The sequence below is a fragment of the Desertimonas flava genome (genome assembly GCF_003426815.1).
In the GTDB taxonomy this organism is placed as follows: Bacteria; Actinomycetota; Acidimicrobiia; order Acidimicrobiales; family Ilumatobacteraceae; genus Desertimonas; species Desertimonas flava.
The window spans coordinates 168867-187454 of sequence record NZ_QKYK01000008.1 but is presented as its reverse complement, the minus strand read 5'-3'; the positions used below and the strand labels follow the sequence as shown (position 1 = coordinate 187454).

At 71.2% G+C, this 18588-nt stretch carries 15 protein-coding genes; 3 read left to right on the top strand and 12 right to left on the bottom strand.

The features are described from left to right. Positions 1–44: 44 nt before the first annotated feature. From DN771_RS12275 to DN771_RS12255, 5 genes are all read right to left on the bottom strand, one after another. Entirely contained in the window at positions 45–578 is a 534-nt protein-coding gene (locus tag DN771_RS12275; protein ID WP_116997666.1) for a carboxymuconolactone decarboxylase family protein, read from the bottom strand. A 12-nt stretch (positions 579–590) separates the two neighbouring features. Next, positions 591–1355, bottom strand: coding sequence for a hypothetical protein (locus DN771_RS12270; protein WP_116997665.1), 765 nt, complete (start codon positions 1353–1355; stop codon positions 591–593). Further along, positions 1352–2116 (bottom strand): SDR family NAD(P)-dependent oxidoreductase, encoded by a 765-nt coding sequence (locus DN771_RS12265; protein ID WP_116997664.1) that lies wholly within the window; start codon positions 2114–2116, stop codon positions 1352–1354. Before DN771_RS12265 ends, DN771_RS12270 begins: the two co-directional genes overlap by 4 nt. Further along, positions 2113–2844 (bottom strand): SDR family NAD(P)-dependent oxidoreductase, encoded by a 732-nt coding sequence (locus DN771_RS12260; RefSeq protein ID WP_162941857.1) that lies wholly within the window; start codon positions 2842–2844, stop codon positions 2113–2115. Before DN771_RS12260 ends, DN771_RS12265 begins: the two co-directional genes overlap by 4 nt. Before the next feature lie 91 nt (positions 2845–2935). Further along, positions 2936–3517 carry a DUF2231 domain-containing protein gene (locus DN771_RS12255; RefSeq protein ID WP_162941856.1) on the bottom strand — a complete coding sequence of 194 codons (582 nt, stop codon included), beginning with the start codon at positions 3515–3517 and terminating at the stop codon, positions 2936–2938. Between the two features lie 115 nt (positions 3518–3632). Here DN771_RS12255 and DN771_RS12250 point away from each other — a divergent pair, with 115 nt between their 5' ends. Both DN771_RS12250 and DN771_RS12245 read left to right on the top strand, forming a co-directional pair. Further along, the gene (locus DN771_RS12250; protein ID WP_116997662.1) at positions 3633–4256 is read left to right on the top strand and encodes a hypothetical protein; all 624 of its coding nucleotides are present in this window, start codon (positions 3633–3635) and stop codon (positions 4254–4256) included. Between the two features lie 78 nt (positions 4257–4334). Continuing rightward, positions 4335–4595 carry a hypothetical protein gene (locus tag DN771_RS12245; RefSeq protein WP_162941855.1) on the top strand — a complete coding sequence of 87 codons (261 nt, stop codon included), beginning with the start codon at positions 4335–4337 and terminating at the stop codon, positions 4593–4595. Positions 4596–4692: 97 nt separating this feature from the next. Here the strand turns inward: DN771_RS12245 and DN771_RS12240 are convergent, their stop codons facing one another. The 7 genes from DN771_RS12240 to DN771_RS12210 form a co-directional block, all read right to left on the bottom strand. Then, a complete protein-coding gene (locus DN771_RS12240) occupies positions 4693–10308 on the bottom strand; it encodes a VWA domain-containing protein (RefSeq protein ID WP_116997660.1) in 5616 nt (1871 codons plus the stop codon). Further along, positions 10296–12464 carry a transglutaminase domain-containing protein gene (locus DN771_RS12235; RefSeq protein ID WP_116997659.1) on the bottom strand — a complete coding sequence of 723 codons (2169 nt, stop codon included), beginning with the start codon at positions 12462–12464 and terminating at the stop codon, positions 10296–10298. Before DN771_RS12235 ends, DN771_RS12240 begins: the two co-directional genes overlap by 13 nt. A gap of 129 nt (positions 12465–12593) precedes the next feature. Beyond that, a complete protein-coding gene (locus tag DN771_RS12230) occupies positions 12594–14624 on the bottom strand; it encodes an ATP-binding protein (RefSeq protein WP_116997658.1) in 2031 nt (676 codons plus the stop codon). Then, positions 14621–16108, bottom strand: coding sequence for a glycosyltransferase family 2 protein (locus DN771_RS12225; protein WP_205528553.1), 1488 nt, complete (start codon positions 16106–16108; stop codon positions 14621–14623). The genes DN771_RS12230 and DN771_RS12225 overlap by 4 nt, the downstream gene beginning before the upstream one ends. After that, on the bottom strand, positions 16105–17199 hold the full coding sequence (locus DN771_RS12220) for a HEAT repeat domain-containing protein (RefSeq protein ID WP_116997657.1): 1095 nt from the start codon (positions 17197–17199) through the stop codon (positions 16105–16107). Before DN771_RS12220 ends, DN771_RS12225 begins: the two co-directional genes overlap by 4 nt. Beyond that, positions 17196–17582, bottom strand: a complete 387-nt coding sequence (locus DN771_RS12215) for a response regulator transcription factor (protein ID WP_116997656.1) — start codon at positions 17580–17582, stop codon at positions 17196–17198. The genes DN771_RS12220 and DN771_RS12215 overlap by 4 nt, the downstream gene beginning before the upstream one ends. A gap of 174 nt (positions 17583–17756) precedes the next feature. Then, complete coding sequence (locus tag DN771_RS12210) at positions 17757–18188, bottom strand: ATP-binding protein (RefSeq protein WP_116997655.1); 432 nt, start codon at positions 18186–18188, stop codon at positions 17757–17759. A gap of 38 nt (positions 18189–18226) precedes the next feature. On the opposite strand from DN771_RS12210, the gene DN771_RS12205 reads away from it, so the two are divergent. Continuing rightward, positions 18227–18541 (top strand): STAS domain-containing protein, encoded by a 315-nt coding sequence (locus tag DN771_RS12205; RefSeq protein ID WP_116997654.1) that lies wholly within the window; start codon positions 18227–18229, stop codon positions 18539–18541. The last annotated feature ends 47 nt before the right edge of the window (positions 18542–18588 follow it).

The window sequence follows — 18588 nt, the reverse complement described above, 5'->3', positions numbered from 1 at the left end:
CTCGCACCGGACGTCAGAACCCACCCGGGAGATCGCGGGCGTCGTCAGGCGATCTCGTACAGGTGTGACTCCGCGTCGTTCACCACGTCGAAGCCGAACGTGAGGCGGCCCCAGCCGGTCAGCATGGCGGCGACGAAGCCCATCTCGGTGATCTCGGCCTCGCCGAAGTGGCGCCGCACGTCGGCGAACGCCGTGGCGTCGACCGAGTCGGGACCGGTGAATACCTTGCGCGTGAACGCCAGCATCGCCCGCTCGCGTTCGGAGTAGCGCTCGTCCGGTTCGAGGACGCAGGCGGCCTTGTCGTCGTCGAAGCCCTGGTCGGCCGCCGTGGTGTTGACGAAGCTCTGGCACAGTCCGCACTCGTACAGCGAGGCGATCTGGCGGCGGATCAGTTCCTTGTCCTCGGCTCGAAGCGCTCCGTCGCGGCGGATCAACCGGTCGTACAACTCGAGCCAGGCGGCGAGGACCTCCGGGCAGCGCCCCAGACCGTGGATCACCATGTTCGTCGACGTGGCGATCGAGCCGTAGCGGCGGAGGGACTCCGGAACGTCGTCGTGGGCCAGGGGTTCGATCAACATGGGGCGCTCCGATCAGTCGCTGCCGAGGTCGGCGAGGAGGCGGAGGAACAGGGCCTGCACGTCGGCAGGAGGGAACGACTCGGCGTGGTCGCCGAGGCGTAGCCACACGGTGTCGTCGCCGTCGTCACGCACGACGAAGCCGCCCTCGAACTCGTTGTGGCCGAGGTGCAGCTCCCACGCCACCAGCGCCCGCAGCCCGCGGACGAAGAAGCCGCGCGGCTCCTCGGTGGTGCGCTCGCCGGCCGTGACGCGCACGACGTCGCCGTCGGCTTCGAACCTGAACCCGCCCAGGGTCGTCGTCGCCGCGGGCTGCACGTGAGCGAGCGCACCGATCGTGTCCCACGCCGGATCGCGCTCGAGGATCTCCATCGTGATGCGGCGCTTGCCGTCGAGCGAGTACGTCCGGTGGGCGACGTCCTTGGGCAACCGGAACAGGTCGCCGGTCCGGGCGACGTACTCGCCGTACACCTCGTCGCTGTCGACGGCCTTGAGCACGACCCGAGCGCCGCCGTGGACGATGTAGAGGTAGATGTCGGTGAACAGGTTGGTGTTCCAGAACGGCAGCGCATCAGCGGCACCGGTGGATTCCCAGAACACCACGGGGCCGATCCGGCCGATCTCCTTGGGCACGTGGGTCTTCTGATCAGCGGCCCCGCCGAACGCGACGAGGTTGACGATGTCGAACAGCTCGGGTCGCGTGGCGCCGACGATCTCGCCGGGATCGACGTGCAGGTCGCCGAAGTCGGCGTGCAGTTCGCCTCTCGATCGGTTCGTCAATTGATGCTCCTTCCGCCGTCGACGACGAGAGTCTGGCCGGTCATGAACGACGACTCGTCCGAGGCGAGGTACAACACGGCGGCGGCGATGTCGGCGGGCTGTCCGGGCCGGGCCACGAGCAGCTTGCCGAGGAGGAACTCGACCCGCTCGGCGTCGGCCATCAACGGCGCGGTCGCCGGTGTCTCGATGAAGCCGGGGCAGACCGCGTTGCAGCGAATCCCTCGGCGCCCGTAGTCCATGGCCACGGACCTGGTGAGTTGCACGACGCCGCCCTTGGCGGCCATGTAGGCCGCGAACTTCGGCGATCCGACCATGTGACCGGCCACCGATGCCGTGTTGACGATCACGCCGCCGCCGGCCTCGAGCATCACCGGAATGGCGTACTTGCAGCCGAAGAACACACTGGTGAGCGTGACGGCGATCGTGCGGTTCCACTCGTCGGTGGACGTCTCGGTGACCGGGCGGTACAGCGGGGCCCAATAGGCGTTGTTGTGGAGGACGTCGAGTGAGCGGTACCGGTCGACGCACGTCTCGACCATGGCGGCCACGCCGTGCTCGTCGGACACGTCGACGGTGAACGCCGAGGCCGTGCCGCCGGTTCGCTCGATCTCGGCCACCGTCTCGGCGGAGCCATCGGCGTCCAGATCGGCGATGAGCACGTTCGCGCCCTCGAGGGCGAAGGCCACGGCGGTCTGTCGGCCGATTCCCGACGCCGCGCCGGTGACGATGACCGCCTTGCCGGCGAAGCGGTCGGCGGTCACGCCATCACCCAGCCGCCGTCGACGTTGAGCACCTGGCCCGTCATGAAGTCGGACGCCGGCGACACGAGGAACTCGACCACGCCGCAGAGGTCGTCGGGAGTCTCGGTGCGCTTGAGGCACTGCTCGGCGACCATCCGTTCGGTGAGCTCCCGAACCTGGTCGGTGGCGTGCACCGTCTTCGGTGTGGCCACGGGCGTGAAGCCGGGGGCGATCGCGTTGACGGTGATGCCGTAGGGCCCGAGCTCGTAGGCGAGCGCTCGGGTCAGACCGATCACGCCTCCTTTGGCGGCGACGTAGGGCACCATGCCGGCCGGCGCGCCGCGGCCGACCACGGTGGATGTCACGTTGATGATCTTGCCTCGTCCCGCGACCTTCATCGCCGGCACGACCGCCGCGGCGCAGATCCATTGCGACGTGAGGTTGACGTCGAGCACGCGGCGCCAGTCGCCGAGGGGCATCGTCTCGAAGTCGCGCCGGGGGACGAGCGCTCCACCGGCGTTGTTGATGAGGACGTCGATCTGGCCGATGCCGTCGGTGACGCGGGCGATTAGGCGATCGACGTCGGACGGATCGGTGACATCGGCGCACCACGCGCTGATGCCGGGAGCGCCGGCAAGGGCCTCGACCGCGTCACCGTTGATGTCGGCGACGGCGACCGACGCACCGGCCGACGCCAGTCGCTCGGCGTAGGCCAAGCCGAGCCCCTGGGCGCCCCCGGTGACCACCACGACTCGCCCCTCGCATGAGTTCGGCCGGTTCTGTACCACGGAAACTCCTTCCGCGGACGACCGTAACGCATCGCGTGGGCCTCGAGCGAGGTCAGACGGCGGCGGCGATGGCGTCGACGAGCGGATCGGCGGGGGCGGCCGACCGCGGCTCACGACGACCACCGCCAACACCGTCCACCAACGCGAGGTGACCGCCCACCCAACCAGTCACGATCGCCGTCGCGCCGGCGGCCAGGCTCCAGCCCGTGGCCTTCAACGGGTGGCGCCCGCGCTTCCACCATGACATCGCGTACATCGCCGTGGTCAGGCTCGCTCCGGTGGCGTGAACGGAGGCCAGCCGGCGCGTCTTCGTGTCCACGATGCGCCGCCACTCGGCGAGGCCGCTGGCGATCGTCGGCACGGCGGCCACCACACCAGCGAGGATGAGGCGGCGAGCGCCACGCCGGTCACCAGTGAGGTCCAGCACGGTGGACCCGATCCAGCAGCCGAGCGGGATGTCGGTCAGCGACGGGTGCAGCGCGTGGCCCATCCAGTCGCCGCGAAGCGGACCGCGCAGTGCGGGCGTGACCACACGTTCGGATGCCTCGTCGACCACCCTTGCGAGCTTGTCGACGGCGGTGCTGCTCTCGATGCGTTCGACCGCCTCGTCCCGGAAGTTCCGCGTCGTCTCCACGGTGGATTCGTACCCGCACCAGGCGTGTCTAGACGCGCGACCGGCGGGGTAGTGGTCGGCTGCGCTCATCGCGCTGATGCGTCGGCCCCGTGGCCGACCGGACGAAAGGATCTGTATGCGTCGACATCATCTCGCCGCCGTCACCGCACTCGCTGCGCTCGTACCCGCCGGAGCGGCGGTGGCCTCGGTGCCACCGGACACCGAACCGGTCATGGGCACCGCCGACTCGGCCCCGGCAGACACAGGAATGGCGACCGCCCCGGCTCCCTCGATGCCCGCGGACACGAGCGTGGGTAGCGCTCCCGTCGGCGAGGCCGCCCCGGCGCCCGCCGGCGCCGTGACGGTGTTCGACGACGAAGGCAACGAGGTCGCCTCGATCGCCGTCGGCGCCATCGAGCCCGGCTGGGTGGACTACGACCCCGACAACGCTCCTGACGAAGGACGCGAGTATCTCCGCGTGACCGTCACGGTCACGTCGATGGTCACCGAGGACACCTTCGGCGTGGCTATGGACGACTTCGTGTTGCAGGACGCCCACGGGTTCCTCGACACGGCCGACAACGTCGCCACCGCGGCCCAGGCCGAGAACGACGAGGAGATCGTCGAGGAGGCCGATCTCGCCAACGGTGAGTCGGTCGAGCTGGCCCTGACGTTCGAGGTCGACCCCGCCGTGGGCGGGCAGTCGGTCTTCTACCAGCCCGACGAGGATCGTCTCGTCGACGTGACCGAGGTCGCCTGATCGACCAGCACCGCCGCCCGCTCCCGTCACGGGGGCGGGCGGCATGGTCGTTGAGGTCGGTGGGCCGCTGGATCGGTCGTGGAGAGAGGCGTGGAGGCCCAGATGCCCGACGAGATGGATGAGCTGGAACAACGCTGGTGGGAGTCGCTGAACGACGAGCAGCGTGCTGCGGTGCTCGAGGTCGACTTCAGCGAGGACGTGCCGGGCTGGATCGTGGCCAGTTTCGTGGCCGCCCATTCGACGGTGGGTGGCGGCGACGACGACCAGCAGGGCGCCGACATCCGGCCGCGCGCCGTTCAGCGCCTCGAGGAGTTCGTCAAGCGCCAGCGCGGCGACTGACCGTCCGCCAGCCTGACCTCACGGTTGGTGCCAGGCGCCAACAGTGAGGTCAGGCGGCGTCACGGCTCGCCGCGCGTGAGTCCGCGTCGACGCCGCGCTAGCCGGCGACGACGTCGGTCCGCTGACCGGAGACCACGGTCACGGTGAGGCGTCGCTCCGGGGCGGTGTGGACGACGACGGTGTACGAGCCGGCCGGGACCGACACCGGCAGGCCGCCGGCCTGCCCGGACGCCACGATGGTGCCGGCGGCGTCGATGACGTCGTAGGTCGGTTGCACGGCGATCGTCATCGCCGCGGTCAGCGACGCCTGGTCGGCGGCGTCGATGTACTGGCCGTTGCCGAGCCGCGCCCACTCCTGGAACTGGGCTTTGAGCGCCGGGTCGTCGAGGGCGAAGCCGACGATGTTGACGCGTACGTCGATCCCGCTGGCCACCAGGGCGTCGATAGCCGCCGCGGGGTCACCCCCGCAGGTCTCCTCACCGTCGGTGACGAGCACGACGATCTTCGGACCGGGACCGGTCCCCAGATCACCGGCCACCTGCTGCAATGACGCACCGATCGGCGTGCGGACGCCGTCGACGACGGACACGTCACGCACCACCGCGGCCATCGCCACCGGGTCGAGGGGCGACTGCGGGACGAGCAGGCTGGTCTCGCACGAGTCCGGCGCGGCACCGAACACGCGCAACGACACGTTGGTGCCGGGGGGCACGGTCTGGGTCACGAACGTCTCGAGCGCGCCGCGAGCGGCGTCGATGCGGCGGCCGCCGGTGTCGAGCTGCTGCAGCATGCTCCCCGACGTGTCGAGGATGATCGCGACCGACGCCGAACCGGCGGTCGCCATGCCCGGACCGCCCGCCGCAACGGCGAGTGCCGGCACGGCGATCAGACCAGGCCCAGCGGCGAGCGTCGTCGTGGTGCTCGACGTGGTCGTGCTGGTCGTCGTGCTGGTCGTCGTGGTGGCAGGGATCGTCGACGTGCTGGTGGTCGTCGTGGGCGCGGCAATCGTCGTCGTCGTCGTGGGCGCGGCAATCGTCGTGGTCGTGGTCGTCGGGGGAGTGGGCGGTTCGACGGGCACCACGGTCAATGAGTACGGCGACGGCCGCCGCAGCGCCGTCGCCGCCCGGTCGAAGGCGACGTCGATGCCTCCCTGGTCGGTGACGTACGTGTACAGCCCGTTGTTGACGGCCGCCCAGTCCTCCATCAGGTCCTGATCGACGGGCGTGCCGCCGGCCACGTGGACGGCGTAGACGCGAGGCTGCGTGGCGCCGAACGACGACCACAGCTGGTCGAGTTGGCCGGCGTCGGCGTTCGTCTGGGCGTCGGTGACGAGCACGATCGCCCGCGCGCCCGGCTGGTTCCCGAGCTCGTCCATCGAACGCACCAGCGAACCCTCGGCGTCGCTCGACGTCTCCGAGCGCGGGTAGTCGTTCACGGCCGCCTGGATCAGGTACGGCTCGTCCACCCAGCCGTCGAGCAGCATGTCGGCGCCGAACGGCAGCACGTTCACCGTCTCCTGCCCCGGTTCCACGTCGCCGGCGTAGTTGGCCACGCCGCGGTACACGGCCGACGCATATGGCCCCATGCTCATGCTGGTGTCGAAGGCGAAGACGACCGACGTCGGCGGCTCCACCACCTGGACGTCGTACTCGCCACCGGGCTCGACGACGGCGGTGAAGACGGTGGCGGTGCCCGATGCCGACGGCTCGGCCTCCACCGGCACGGGACGCCCGGCGTCGTCGAAGACGACGACGTCGACGTCGACCGACGGCGTACCACCGACGGTGAGCTCCAGCGCCGACTCATCGGCCGGTACCTGGACGTGGTACCAGTCGTCGTCCCGGCCGACCTGAGCGCTGTCGTGGACGGTGGCGCCGAGTTCGAGTGACGTCGCCTCCTCCTGGGTGTCGCCGGCGTCGGGCCCCAGCTCGTCAACCGTCACCGCGACCGTTCGCTCGTAGGCCGACGCCCTCGACTCGAATCCCCATTGCCCGAGGATCGACCGGTAGTCGTCGGCGACCGGCGCCTCGAGGACGCGCACGACGTCGGGGGCCTCCCACGTGACCGGATCTGCCGCTGCGGCGGCGGAGTCGTCTGCCGCCATCGACCCGCCCGGGGTCGTCCCGTCCACCGACGGTGTGGACGGCGCCGTGCCGGTGAGACGGACGAAGCGCGCCCACGTGCCGGCCGGGAGCACGAACGGCGGGATCGGACCGTTGCCGCGCTCGAGCGTCCAGCGCCCGAGCTCGGTCCAGGGCCCGGCACCGCCGACCACGCTCACCGCCACGTCGACGGCGGCGAACTGCGTCGCGGGGTCCGTGTCGGGAGGATCGGTCCAGGCCAGGGCGGCCAGCTGGGCGGCGCGGTCGTGCTCGAATCCGACGACGATCTCGACGTTGGAACCGGGCTGCGCGGTGCCCGTCGCCCGCGTGCCGTCCTCGACGGCGATCGTCTGGAGGTCGGCGGTCGCGCCGAACGCCGGTTGGACGGCGACGACGTGACCGCCCAGCTCGGGGGCGGCGAGGTTGAACCACGCGCCGGTGCCGTTCGGCGTCCACCCGGTCTCGGCGATGACGCCCCATTCGGCCAGGTACACGCTGTTGGCGGCCGGGCTCTGCGTCGATCGAAGCCGGAGGCGGGCGTAGCGGGCGTCGGTCGGCTCCGCCAGGACGAAGGCCTGTTCGTCGGTCACCGCCTCCATCGCGTCGGACAGCGCCGGCGTGAACGTCTCGCCGTCGAGCGAGAGCTCGATGTCGAAGTCGCGCAGCTGGTCGCCGATGAGACCGCCGCGGGCGTTGAGCGTGAAGCCGACGACCGGCACCGGCTCGTCGCTGGCGAGGTCGACCGTCAACTCGGCGGGGAGTTCCATGGCCGATCCCGTCCAGCCCTGGCCGACCGCGGCGAGCCCGTCGTGGAGGAGCAGCTCCTCGGTCGCCGCCGTCTCGTCCACCGCCACGGGCACCGCGCCGAACCCCGACGACGCGGCGTCGAGGCCGCCGAGCAACTCCGACGGCAGCGGCTCGTACGGCACGGGGTCGAGCGGCAGTGCGTCGCGAGATGGCACGATCGTCGTCGTCGCCGACTGCCAGCCGTCATCGGTCTGGGCCCGCGCCGCCACGAGCACGGCGTCGTCCGCCCAGGCGTCGGGGGCGACGGTGACGGTGACGCCGATCTCGGCCGTCTCACCGGCGGCGACCGTCGGTGCCTCGTCGTCGAACGCTACGTTCCATCGGTAGTCACCCGTCACGGCATCGAGGGCCACGTCGACGGTGACGTCGCCGTCGTTGGTGACCTCCAGCTGGCACGACAGCCGCTGGCTCTCGTGCCAGTAGGCGGCGACGTCGTCGTCGCAGCCGACCCACGCGACGGCGAGCGTGTCGGCGACCTCGTTCGGACCGGTGCCGGCCGACGGCGTGATGGCGAGGTCGTAGTCACCGGTGCCCCGCACGCCGACGGCGAACGGCGTGGCGGCCGGCACCTCGATCGTGTACTCGTCGAGCTCGGCGGTGGGAGTGACGGCGAGCGGCGTCGCCGGCGCATCTGCGGTGCCGGCGCTGCTGGCCTCGACGGTCATCGCCTCGCCCTCCACGCGGACGGTCACCGTGGTGGGCGCGTCGTAGGCAGCGATGGCGTACCAGTCCATGTCGCCGAACGGGTTGCCGGCGTCGATGGTGCCCGACGCCGTGCCGTCGAGCGGGAACGGCGACGCCAGTTCGGCACGGTCGTTGGGCTCGGCGTCGTCGGGCGCGCGGAAGGGGTCGAGGGGCGTCACCGTGACGTGATACGGCTCGTCGCTCGTCGTGATCGCGCTGAGCTGGAGGGAGTAGTCGCCGGGTGGCAGGACGGCGTCGTAGCCGATCGGCTCGCCGGGCACGCCGTTGCTCGTGGTGCCCATGGTGTCGGCGCCGCGGGAGAGCTGCAGCTCCACCTGCCCGTCGGGTGGCGTCTCCACCTCGATCTCGACGTAGCTGTCGTTGCGCAGCGCGAAGCGGTAGGAGTCCACGTCGTCGGTCAGCACCAGCCGGCCCACGTGGCGTTCGGCGAGACGAAGGGCCTCGGACCGGTCGGCGGTGTCGTTCGGTTCGCGCTCGCCCAAGGGGTCGGGCGGGCCGAGCGGCACGGCTGTGATCGTGTAGTCGCCGCTCGCCCCGGCGACGGCGACCGCATGTTCGCCAGGGAGCAGGAACAGGTCGGTGATGATCGCCGCGCCGTCGCCGAGCGATCCGCCGAGCTCCGACGATCCGGTGGCGTCGAGGGCGTCGATTCCCTCGACGCCCTCGCCCGTCGCCGTGATCTCCCACAGCTGGGGTTCGCCGTCGACGGTGAAGCGGAACGTGTCGGTGTCGGCGCCGACGCCCGCCGACAAGCGCCCGCTGGCGGCGAAGCCCTCGTCGTCGACGGCCATCGGGGATGCTTGGTCCATGCGGTCGTTGGGCTCGGCCTCGAACCCCGACGTGGCCTGTTCGGTCACGTCGAAGCGCAGCACGTACGGGCCGTCGGGATCGGCCACGCCCGACACGGTGACGCCGTAGTCGCCGGCGTCGAGGACGACGTCGTTGAACGCCACCGTGCGGTCACCGGTGTCGCACTGCAGCTCCGTCCCGGCGTCGTCGACGAGGCACAGTTCGCGGCTCGATCCGTCGCGCCAGAAGAGCTTGACGTCGAGCAGGCGTCCGGCCGTGTCGGCGCCGATGGCGAACCGGTACATGTCGATGTCGGTGCCGTCGCCCACGGTGGCCAGGCGGCCACCGACGCTCGTCGACCCCGGGCCGATGGCGACGGGTGTGGCGCCGGCGATGGTGTCGTTGGGTTCGGCTTCCACGGTGGCGTCGGTGCCGGCGCCCGCGTCGACAGGTGGTGCCGCGGCGGACGCCTCCAGCACGTAGGGAGCGAGCGCATCGGCGGACGACGTGACTTCGACCAAGTACTGCCCGGCAGGCAGGGCGATGTCGGGAACCCGCAACACGCCCTCGGGGTTCACGGCCCCACGGATGAGCTCTGCGCCCGAGGCGTCGCTCAGTCGCAGCTCACCGGTCGTCGCCGCCGGCACCTGGAGCGAGAGCTGCCACGGGCCGGCGGTGTCGTCGACGGTCCACGCGTACCAGTCCGCCGTGCTGGAACGATCGCCGGACACTCCGAACGCGCCGGTGACGACGGCGGCCTGGTCGGCGCTGTCGTTGGGCTCGGTGTCGGCCGGGGCGGGGATCGGCGCGCCCGGTGCGATGTGCAGGTCGTAAGCGCCGGGTCCGCTGGCGACGGTGCCGACGACATACCGCCCCGGTGGGAACAGGGTGTCGGTGATCGCTGCTCCCTCTCCGGGGCCGCCCTCGGCGCTGGCGAGCGTCACGTCGCTCAGCGTGAGGCCGGAGGCGTCGACCTCGACGCGATGCACCTGCAGCGTCACCGCCTGGCCTGGGACCGCGGACATCTCGAGCGTCCAGCGTTGGGCGGCGGCGGTTTCGTCGAGCGTCCACCAGTACACGCTCTGGCGGCCCTCGGCGTTGGTGGCGGAGACACACACCTCCGCTGTCGGCAGCGTCTGGGCGTGGGCGATGTCGCTGTTCGGCTCGGCGGCAGGGATGCAGCTCTCGTCGCCCGGCGTCGTGGGGGCCGACGCCGTCACCTGGAGCGGCCCGGCGAGCGCCGCCGCCGTCATCGCGGCCGCGACGGCTCGGAGCCGATGGGCGGGGCGCGCCCGGGTCAGGCCACGCACGCGGCACCGGCGCCGACGATCAGCGTCGAGTTGGCCATGTCGTGGGCGAGTGACGAGGGCCCGATGCCCTGGGCGGCGTTGAGGAGCACGAGGGCGGCGAGGGCACCGGCGACGAAGCAGGCGGCTGCGGAGGCCACGCGGAGGAGCAACGCGTACTCGCCGGCCGATGCGCCGCCGCCATCGTCCATGCGGTCGACGGCGGCACCGGTGAGCGGGTCGTACTCCCACCATCCGATGCGCTGGGCGCCCGCCAGCTCGACCGTTCGCTCGGGGACGACGACGTAACGGCCGGCCGCCAGGGCGGCGTCGATCAACGTCCGCGGTTCAGGGCCGAGACCGTCGATCGCCACATCGGAACCGGGGGCCAGGGTCGTGACGCCGATGCCGGCCTCGCGGGCGAGCTCGAACACCCGGCCGGGGCTGGCATCGGTGAACCGACCCGACGTCAGCAGCGGACCGACACCATCGACGACGAACCGTTCACCAGCGTGGTCGAGCGCGCCGGCGACGATTCCCGCCACGCCCGCCGACGGGGCTCCGTCGAGCGTGACCGCGCGGCGGTGGACGTGGACGAGATCGACCGTGAGGGTGATGGTCTCGTCGCCCGACGTGTCGTCCGGTGCCATGTGAATCGACGCGACGACTGGTTCGTCGGCAAAGCTGGTCACACCGGTGCTCGTCAGCTGGTCGAGGGCGACGAGGTTGCGGGCGTGGCCGGTGGTGAACACGCTCCTGGCGACCACTTCGTCCACCGTCGACGGGAAGGCCGGGCCATCGGCGCCGATCCGGCCGAACGCCGCCGATGGCAGTGGGTGCGCGGTGATCGCCACGACGTGTGGTGCGGCGAACGGCTTGAACACGTCGCCGATCTCGTCGTCGATGTGCGTCGTCACGATCGGCGGTAGGTCGTCGAGCTGGAGCTCGCCTGCGGCTCGGCGGTCGCCGGGCACGCGGTCGTAGAGGAGGCGGCTGGCGGTCCGCGTGCCGGCGCCAGGCACGGTGACGTCGACCTCGAACCACTCGGCGATCGTCTGGCCCTCGGCCGGCGAGCTGCCGTCGCCGAGAACGTCGACGATGCCCTCGCCCGTGCCGAGCACGACGGGCGTGACGCCTTCCACCGCGAGGTCGCCCACGATGATGGTCGCGACGTACTGCTGATCGCCGGTGAGCCCGGTCGTGATGTCGAGCCAGCTCGTCGGGGCGTGCACGACGTAGATCGGCGTGTCGGCGACGTCGGCGCTGCGCACCGTGTGGGTGACGAGCTCGGTGCGGGTCGGCGCACCACCGGCGACCACCTCGCCGACGACGCGCAGCGTGACGGTGTGGTAGCGATCGTCGGGCAGCGTCTCCATCGTCTCGGCACTGGTGCCGTAGGCGGTCCCGGCGACGGCATCCGGGCCCAGCGGATCGAGGTCGATCCAGTCGGGACCGTCGGCGTACTGCACCCAGACGTGCTGGTCGAGCTCGTCGGCGGGGATCGCCACGGGCACATCGGCGGGCGCCGCGCCCGCTGCCGTGAGGGCGTCGGTGACCACCTCGACGGTGTCTTCCACGCGCTGGCGGGCGGTCGCGAACAGCTCGTCGATCTCGGGTGTGCGCGTCCACGATCCCTGGCCGTCCCACGCAGCGGCGACGTCGGGTGGCAGCAAGACCTCGGCGGCCCGGCGCCGGGCGTCGTCGACGGTCGGCGGTTGGCGATCGGCGAGCTGCTCGGCCGCCTCGGCGTCGAGGGGACCGACGGCGAGCCGCCACGGCACGGCAGCTTCGTCGAGCAGGGCGCCGAGCAGCAGCGCCCGGTCGGCCGAGTTGCCGGCCCGGCTCCACAGCGTGCCCGTCGCCCCGCGCAGGACGCCGCTGTAGGGGTGGTAGTCCACCTCGTCGGCGACGAACCGGAACATCGCCTCGACGTCCCACCCGAGGTCGGCGGCCAGGTCGGCCACGGTGTCGGGTTGGATCGGAGCGAGCAGCTGCGGCGGCAACGTCGGCACCGGAACGGTCGGGCCGTCGGGCGGCGTGCTGGCGTGCAGCAACCGTGCCGGCCCGACGGCGGCGGCTGCTCCGAGGCCGGCAGCGCCCGCCCCGAGCAGGGCCAGCAGGTCCCGGCGGCTGAGGCGGCGGGTCCGAGTCGGCGGCTGGCTGGGCTCGAGCGTCGTCACCGCGGCGGAGGGTAACGACGCCCCCGCGACCGATCACGTGAATTATCCCGCCGGCCGATGCGTCCACCAGACGGTTGGTGTCAGCCGGGCACCAACCGTGAGGTCCGGCTCAGACCCGTCTGCTGATCGTCACGCGGGCGTGGCGGGGCGGCGGGGCAGGGTGATCGTCACCGTGGTGCCGACGCCCTCTTCGGAGTCGATGGCCAGCGTGCCGGCGTGCAGCTCGACGATGCTGCGCACGATTGACAGGCCGAGGCCCGTGCCGGGGATCGCCTGGGCGGTGGCGTTCGAGGCGCGGAAAAAGCGCGTGGACAGCAGGTCCAGCTCACCCGTGGGGATGCCGACACCGGTGTCGGAGCAGACGATCTGCACGGAGCCCCCACCGGTGGCGTCGGGCTCGGCTTCGGTCGTCACGCATCGCACCGACACATGGCCGCCGGCGGGCGTGAACTTGATGGCGTTGCCGATCACGTTGGTCAGCGCCCGTCCCAGCTGATCGGCGACGCCGTCGACGGTGACGTCCTCGCTCGGCGGGTCGATCGTCAGCGCCACTCCGGCCTCGGCGCCGATGGGACGAAGTTCCTCGGCGAGGTGGGCGAGGAGCCGGGCGATGGAGACGGGGAGGAAGGTGGCCATCAGCCCTCGCTCCTCGATGCGGTTGATGACCAAGATGTCCTCGATCAGGCCACGCAGGCGCGCCGTGTTGCGGCGGATCACCGCGATCGCCCGCAGTTGCGCGTCGGTCATCTCGCCGAGGTCGCCGTCCTCGAGCACCTCGAGGTAGCCGGCGATGGACGTCAGCGGGGTGCGCAGCTCGTGGCTGGCCGTGGCGAGGAACTCGCTCTTTTGCCGATCCAGCGCTTCCAGGCTGGTGAGATACTGGCGTTGGGCGATTGCGTTGGCCGCGTGCTCGCTCGCCTGGCGAACCGCGTAGACTTCGGCGTCGGTCCACTCCCGCGGGGTCTCGTGCACGCGGACGAGCAACACGCCGGCCACCCGATCGTCGAGCCGGATCGGCGCGCTCAACATCGCGCGGTATCGGAATGCTCGGGCGATCGAGCGGCCGATGTCGCCGCCGAGCGTGTCGGGTGCCTCGGCGTCGGGGATCGACCGCACCTCGACGCCGATCGGCGCGTTGCTGCTGTGGACCCACGCCGTCGCGAACTCGCGGCTCGGTAGGTCGATCTCCTTTTCCTCGTCGAGGCCCTCGCGCTGCCACCCGTACTGGAAGCTCCAGACCTCGCCGTCGGGCCCGGAGAAGATGTCGCAGCGGTCGACGTCGAGGGCCCGTCCGAGCCGCCTGCACAGCTCGACGAGCCCTTCGGCCTCGGATTCGGCGTCGCGCAGGGCGGCGGCGATGTCGAGCGAGAGGTCGCGAGCGGCGACGCTGGCGTTGCGTTCGGCGGTGAGCGCGTTGAACGCGGCGGCGAGCTGCCGCACCTCTCGTGGACCGCGCTCCTCGTCGGCGCGGCTGTCGACGTCGCCTTCGCGGATCTGGCCGGCGATCACGGCGAGATCGAGCACGGGCCGGCTGACGGAGCGGGCGATGAGCCGGGCGAGGAGTGCGGTCAGCCCGGCGGCGGTCAGCGTGCCGGCGATCACGATCACGGCGCTGCGTTCGAGGTCGTGCGAGGAGGCCTGCCAGTGAGAGTCGAGCCGCGCCTTCAGGGCGATCCCCAGCTCGCCGCTCGTCTGCCGAACGTCGGCGAACCGGCTGACCAGCTCGCCGAACGACTCGGACGCGGCGTCACCGTCGAGCACGACCTCGGCGGCCTGGGCCCACCACTGGTCGATCGACTCCTCGGCCCGTTCGGCGAACGCGAGCGTCTCCTCGTCTTCGATGAGATCGGCCAGCTCGGCAGTCATCGCCGCCGATCGGCGTCGGGCGTCGTCGAACGCTTCGGTCTCGATCGCCGTCGCCGAGCGGCCGCTGGCGACGAGGACGAAGATCAGCGCGTTGGTGTCTGACACGAGGCGCAGGCGGTCGAGGCTCTCGAGATACGCTGGCGCCAGCACGTTGACCCGATGGCTCATGTCGCTATGGGCCCGGCGGAGCGAGACCAGTGACAGGAACGCCACGATCACGGCCAGCATGAGCATCGCCAGCGTCAACAATCGCAGCGTGTTGAGGACCGAGCGTCCCGCGCTCGTTGCGGTCACGAGACGCCCGGTCCCGATTCGCCCGACGGGCCGAACCCCTGCCGAGTCATCGTGCCCCACACCTGCTTGCGGCCCGTCAGGCTCGCCCACCACCCCTTCAGCCGCCACCAGGCGGTGGCCTGGCGGTAGCCCACGTTCTCGAGCACGGAGGCGAGGGCCGACGTGCCGAGATCACGCCATCGGGGGTAGCGGTGGAACGTGAACTCCTCGATGGCCAGGGCGGACAAGGTGACCAGCATCGCGTAGCCGTAGGCGACGAGCACGAACAGCAGGGCGGCCGGAACGTTCACCACCCCGAGGATCAGTCCGGCGACGACCAGGATGAGCCCGACGAGCTCGAGCAGTGGGGCGATCAGCTCGAACAACCAGTAGTACGGCACGGCGACCATCCCGACGCGCCCGTAGCGCGGGTTGAACGTCATGTGACGGTACGCCCACAGCGTCTCCCACAGGCCCCGGTGCCAGCGAGCCCGTTGGCTGCGCAGCACGCGGCGCGTGCTCGGCACCTCGGTCCAGCACACCGGCTCGGCGACGAACCGGACGGCGTAGGGCCGCTTCGCCCGGCGCATGTTGCGGTGGATGCGCAGCACGAGCTCGAAGTCCTCGCCGATCGTGGTCGGGTCGAGCCCGCCGGCCTCGACGACGACGTCGCGGCGGAACACGCCGAACGCGCCGCTGATCAGGATGAGCGACTGCAGCCGCGACCAGCCGGCGCGGCCGAGGTAGAACGCCCGCAGGTACTCGACGACCTGGATGCGTGGCAGCCAGGTCGGCGGGTTGCGCACCTCGATGACGCGCCCCGCCCGGGTCCGGCAGCCGTTGACGGCGCGGATCACGCCACCCGTTGCGACCATGCGGGTCGGTTCGTCGGCGAACGGCTTGCACACGGTCAACAGGGCGTCCGGTTCGAGGATCGAGTCGGCGTCGACGAACACGACGAGGTCTTCGACGGCGGCGTTGATCCCGACGTTGAGCGAGTCGGAGCGGCCGGAGTTCGCCTTGCGGATCACCGTGAGGCGGGTGCGGCCATCGCGAGGGATGTGCACGCTCTCGGGAGAGAGCCGACTCCGGATGTCGGTGGGCAGCGAGCGCGAGACGGGCACGAGGTCGAACGCCGCGCGCAGCGCTTCGAAGCCGGCGTCGGTGCTGCCGTCGTCGACGACCACCACCTCGTGGCGGGGGTAGCGCAGTGACAGCAGCGACGTGATCGACGTGACGATGCCGGCCTCTTCGTTGAACATCGACACGATGACCGAGATCCCCGGGGCGAGGCGTGACGACACGGCCTGCTCGCGTCCGGCGAACTCCATGCGCCGCTTGTGTCGGCGGAAGTCGAGCGCGGCGAGCACGATCAGCGCCAGGAGCGACGTGTTGATCAGCAGGAAGTAGACGATGACCGGGATCGCCGCGGCGTTCATGATCGTCTCCACCACGTCCGCGGCCCGGTCGGCGATCGACGCCGCGATGACGGTGGTGCCGGTCATCGTTGGCGACCGGCGGTCTGCAGGCGGTGGACGTCGAGGATGAACGCCGCAGCGGCGTTGCCCGGACCGTCGTCGCCCGCGGCTGCGCTGACGAGGACGTTGCGACCGGGTTGGCCGAGGTCGAGCAGGCTGAGCGCGGCGATCTCGGCAAGCCGGCGGTCGTCGTCGTCGAGCAGGGCGCAGAGCGTGGCCACTCCCTCGCGCTGGCCGAGCTCGCCGAGCGCGGCGGCGGCGGCGTGGCGGACGGCCGGGGGGTTGCCGGCGGCGGTCGCCCGGGCCAGTACCTCGACGGCGGCGTGACCGCCGATCGCGCCGACGGCGCGCGCTGCGCTGGCCCTGACGGTGCGTGACAGGTCGTCGTCGACCCGGTCGAGGAGCCGAGGCGTGAGCTGGCCGAAGAGGCCGTGGCCGGCGACCGTGGCGGCGACTTCGCGCACCGACTCTCGCGGGTCGTCGAGCGCCCGCCGCAGCGGCTCGGCGATGCCGGGGCCCATCGCCATCAGCGCTTCGGCCACTGAGGCGGCCGGCACGCCGGGCTGGCCCCGTCCGTCGGTGAGGGTGTCGAGCACGGCGGTGGCCGAGTCGGCGTCGCCGATGCGCCCGAGCGCCTCGACGGCGAGCAGGCGCACCTCCGCCTCGTGATCGCCCAACCGGGGCCGGATCGCCGGGGCGACGGCCGGGTCCCTCGTCATGCCGAGCAGCCACGTGGCCCGTGACCGCCGGACGACCGATCGTGAGTCGAGATCGTCGAGGGCCCGGCGGATCGAGCCGAAGTCGCCGAGGATGCGGACGAGGCTGGTCGCCGGTTCGCCGCGGATCTTCGACAGCATGCCGAGGATCACCGCCTCGGCGTCGGCGCGAGCCGGCGGGGGCAGGGCGGTGAGCGCCGCCTCGGCGGTGCCGTCGTCGTCCTCGCCGGCGGCCACCGCCACGACGAGCGGTCGCACGAGGTGGTGGCGCAGCTCGGTCTGCCGTTCGGCTCGGTGCCGGCGCACCTTGGTGATGATCGTGGCGACGACGAGGGCGACGCACACCGCTGCGACCACCACGTTGGTGACGATCAGCAGCCGGGCGTCGACGAGGTCGCTCACGAAGTGCGCTGCAGCAGCGCCGTGACTCGGTGCACGAGCTCGCGCGGGCTGAACGGCTTGATCACGTAGTCGTCGGCCCCGGAGGCGAAGCCGGCGTCCACGTCGAGATCGCGCGAGCGGGCGGTGAGGAGGATCACGCACATGCCGCCGAGGTTCTCGTCGGCGCGGATCTCGCGCAGCACGTCGATCCCCGAGAGGCCCGGCATCATCACGTCGAGGATGGCGATGCGAGGGGGCGAAGCGCGTACGGCGTCGAGAGCGGCGGCTCCGTCGCCGACCGACGTCACGGCGAATCCGGCTTGTTCGAGCTTGAAGGCCACGAGCTCGCGGATGTCGGCGTCGTCGTCGGCGACGAGGACCGGGACAGGCGGTTGATCGGTCATCGGAGTCCTTTGGGCGGCATTCGGGACATCGCGGATGGTAGTTGGCCGCGCGGTCGGCGTCGGGGACGCGTGGTCGCATCGGGCCCGGTGCCGAACGCTGTGAGGGTCAACCGGCCAAGGCGTTGTCGATCCACACGAGGAACGAGGAGACGAGGTCGACGTGCTCGGGTCGGTTCAGCCGTCGATCTCGAACCAGACGATCTTCGATGCCGGATGGGTCGTCACTCCCCAGCGCGTGCTGAAGGCCTCGACGATCCGGAGTCCGTGTCCACCGACTCGCGGGCTGTCGAGCGGCTGGACGACCGGAAGGTGCTCCGATGTGTCGGTGACCTCGACTCGGAGGCAGTTGGCTTCAGGTGAGAACCAAGCAGCCAGCTCACACGTCCCGGCGGCGACGATTGCATTGGTGACGAGTTCGCTGACCGCCACTGCGGCGTCGGCGTGCCAGTCAGCCGGATCGACTGCCGAGAGCAACCCGGCGACCGCCTGACGCGCCTCGCGCACCGAAGCGACACCGGTGAGAGTCCTGGTCACGTGAGGCGGAGGCAGGAACGTCGTCGCCATCGGTTCGCCCGTACCCACGTTGCGCTTCCGTGAACCCGCCACTTGTGCAACGTACGCCATTCACCGGCAATACTTGGCGCGTGTCGAGCGACGATACGTTCCACGTCGAGATGGACTCTCATCCCGACGACACCCTGACAGTGACGTTGGCAGGCGAACTCGACGTCAACGAGGCCGACTGGGTCGAGGACACCCTCTCCGCCGCTGCCGCGCACCACTCGAAGCTGGCGATCGACCTCAGCGGACTGGAGTTCCTCGACTCGACCGGACTGCGCTCACTCGTCACCCTCAAACAACGTGCAGCGATCCTGCAGATCGAGGTTCGCTTCGAGAGGCCTTCCTCGGCAGTGTCCCGGGTGATCGCCGCGGCCGGACTCCAGTCAACGTTGGACTAGTTCCACCGCCCTCATGGGTCGGGAGGGGTCGGTGAGGTGGAGATCGT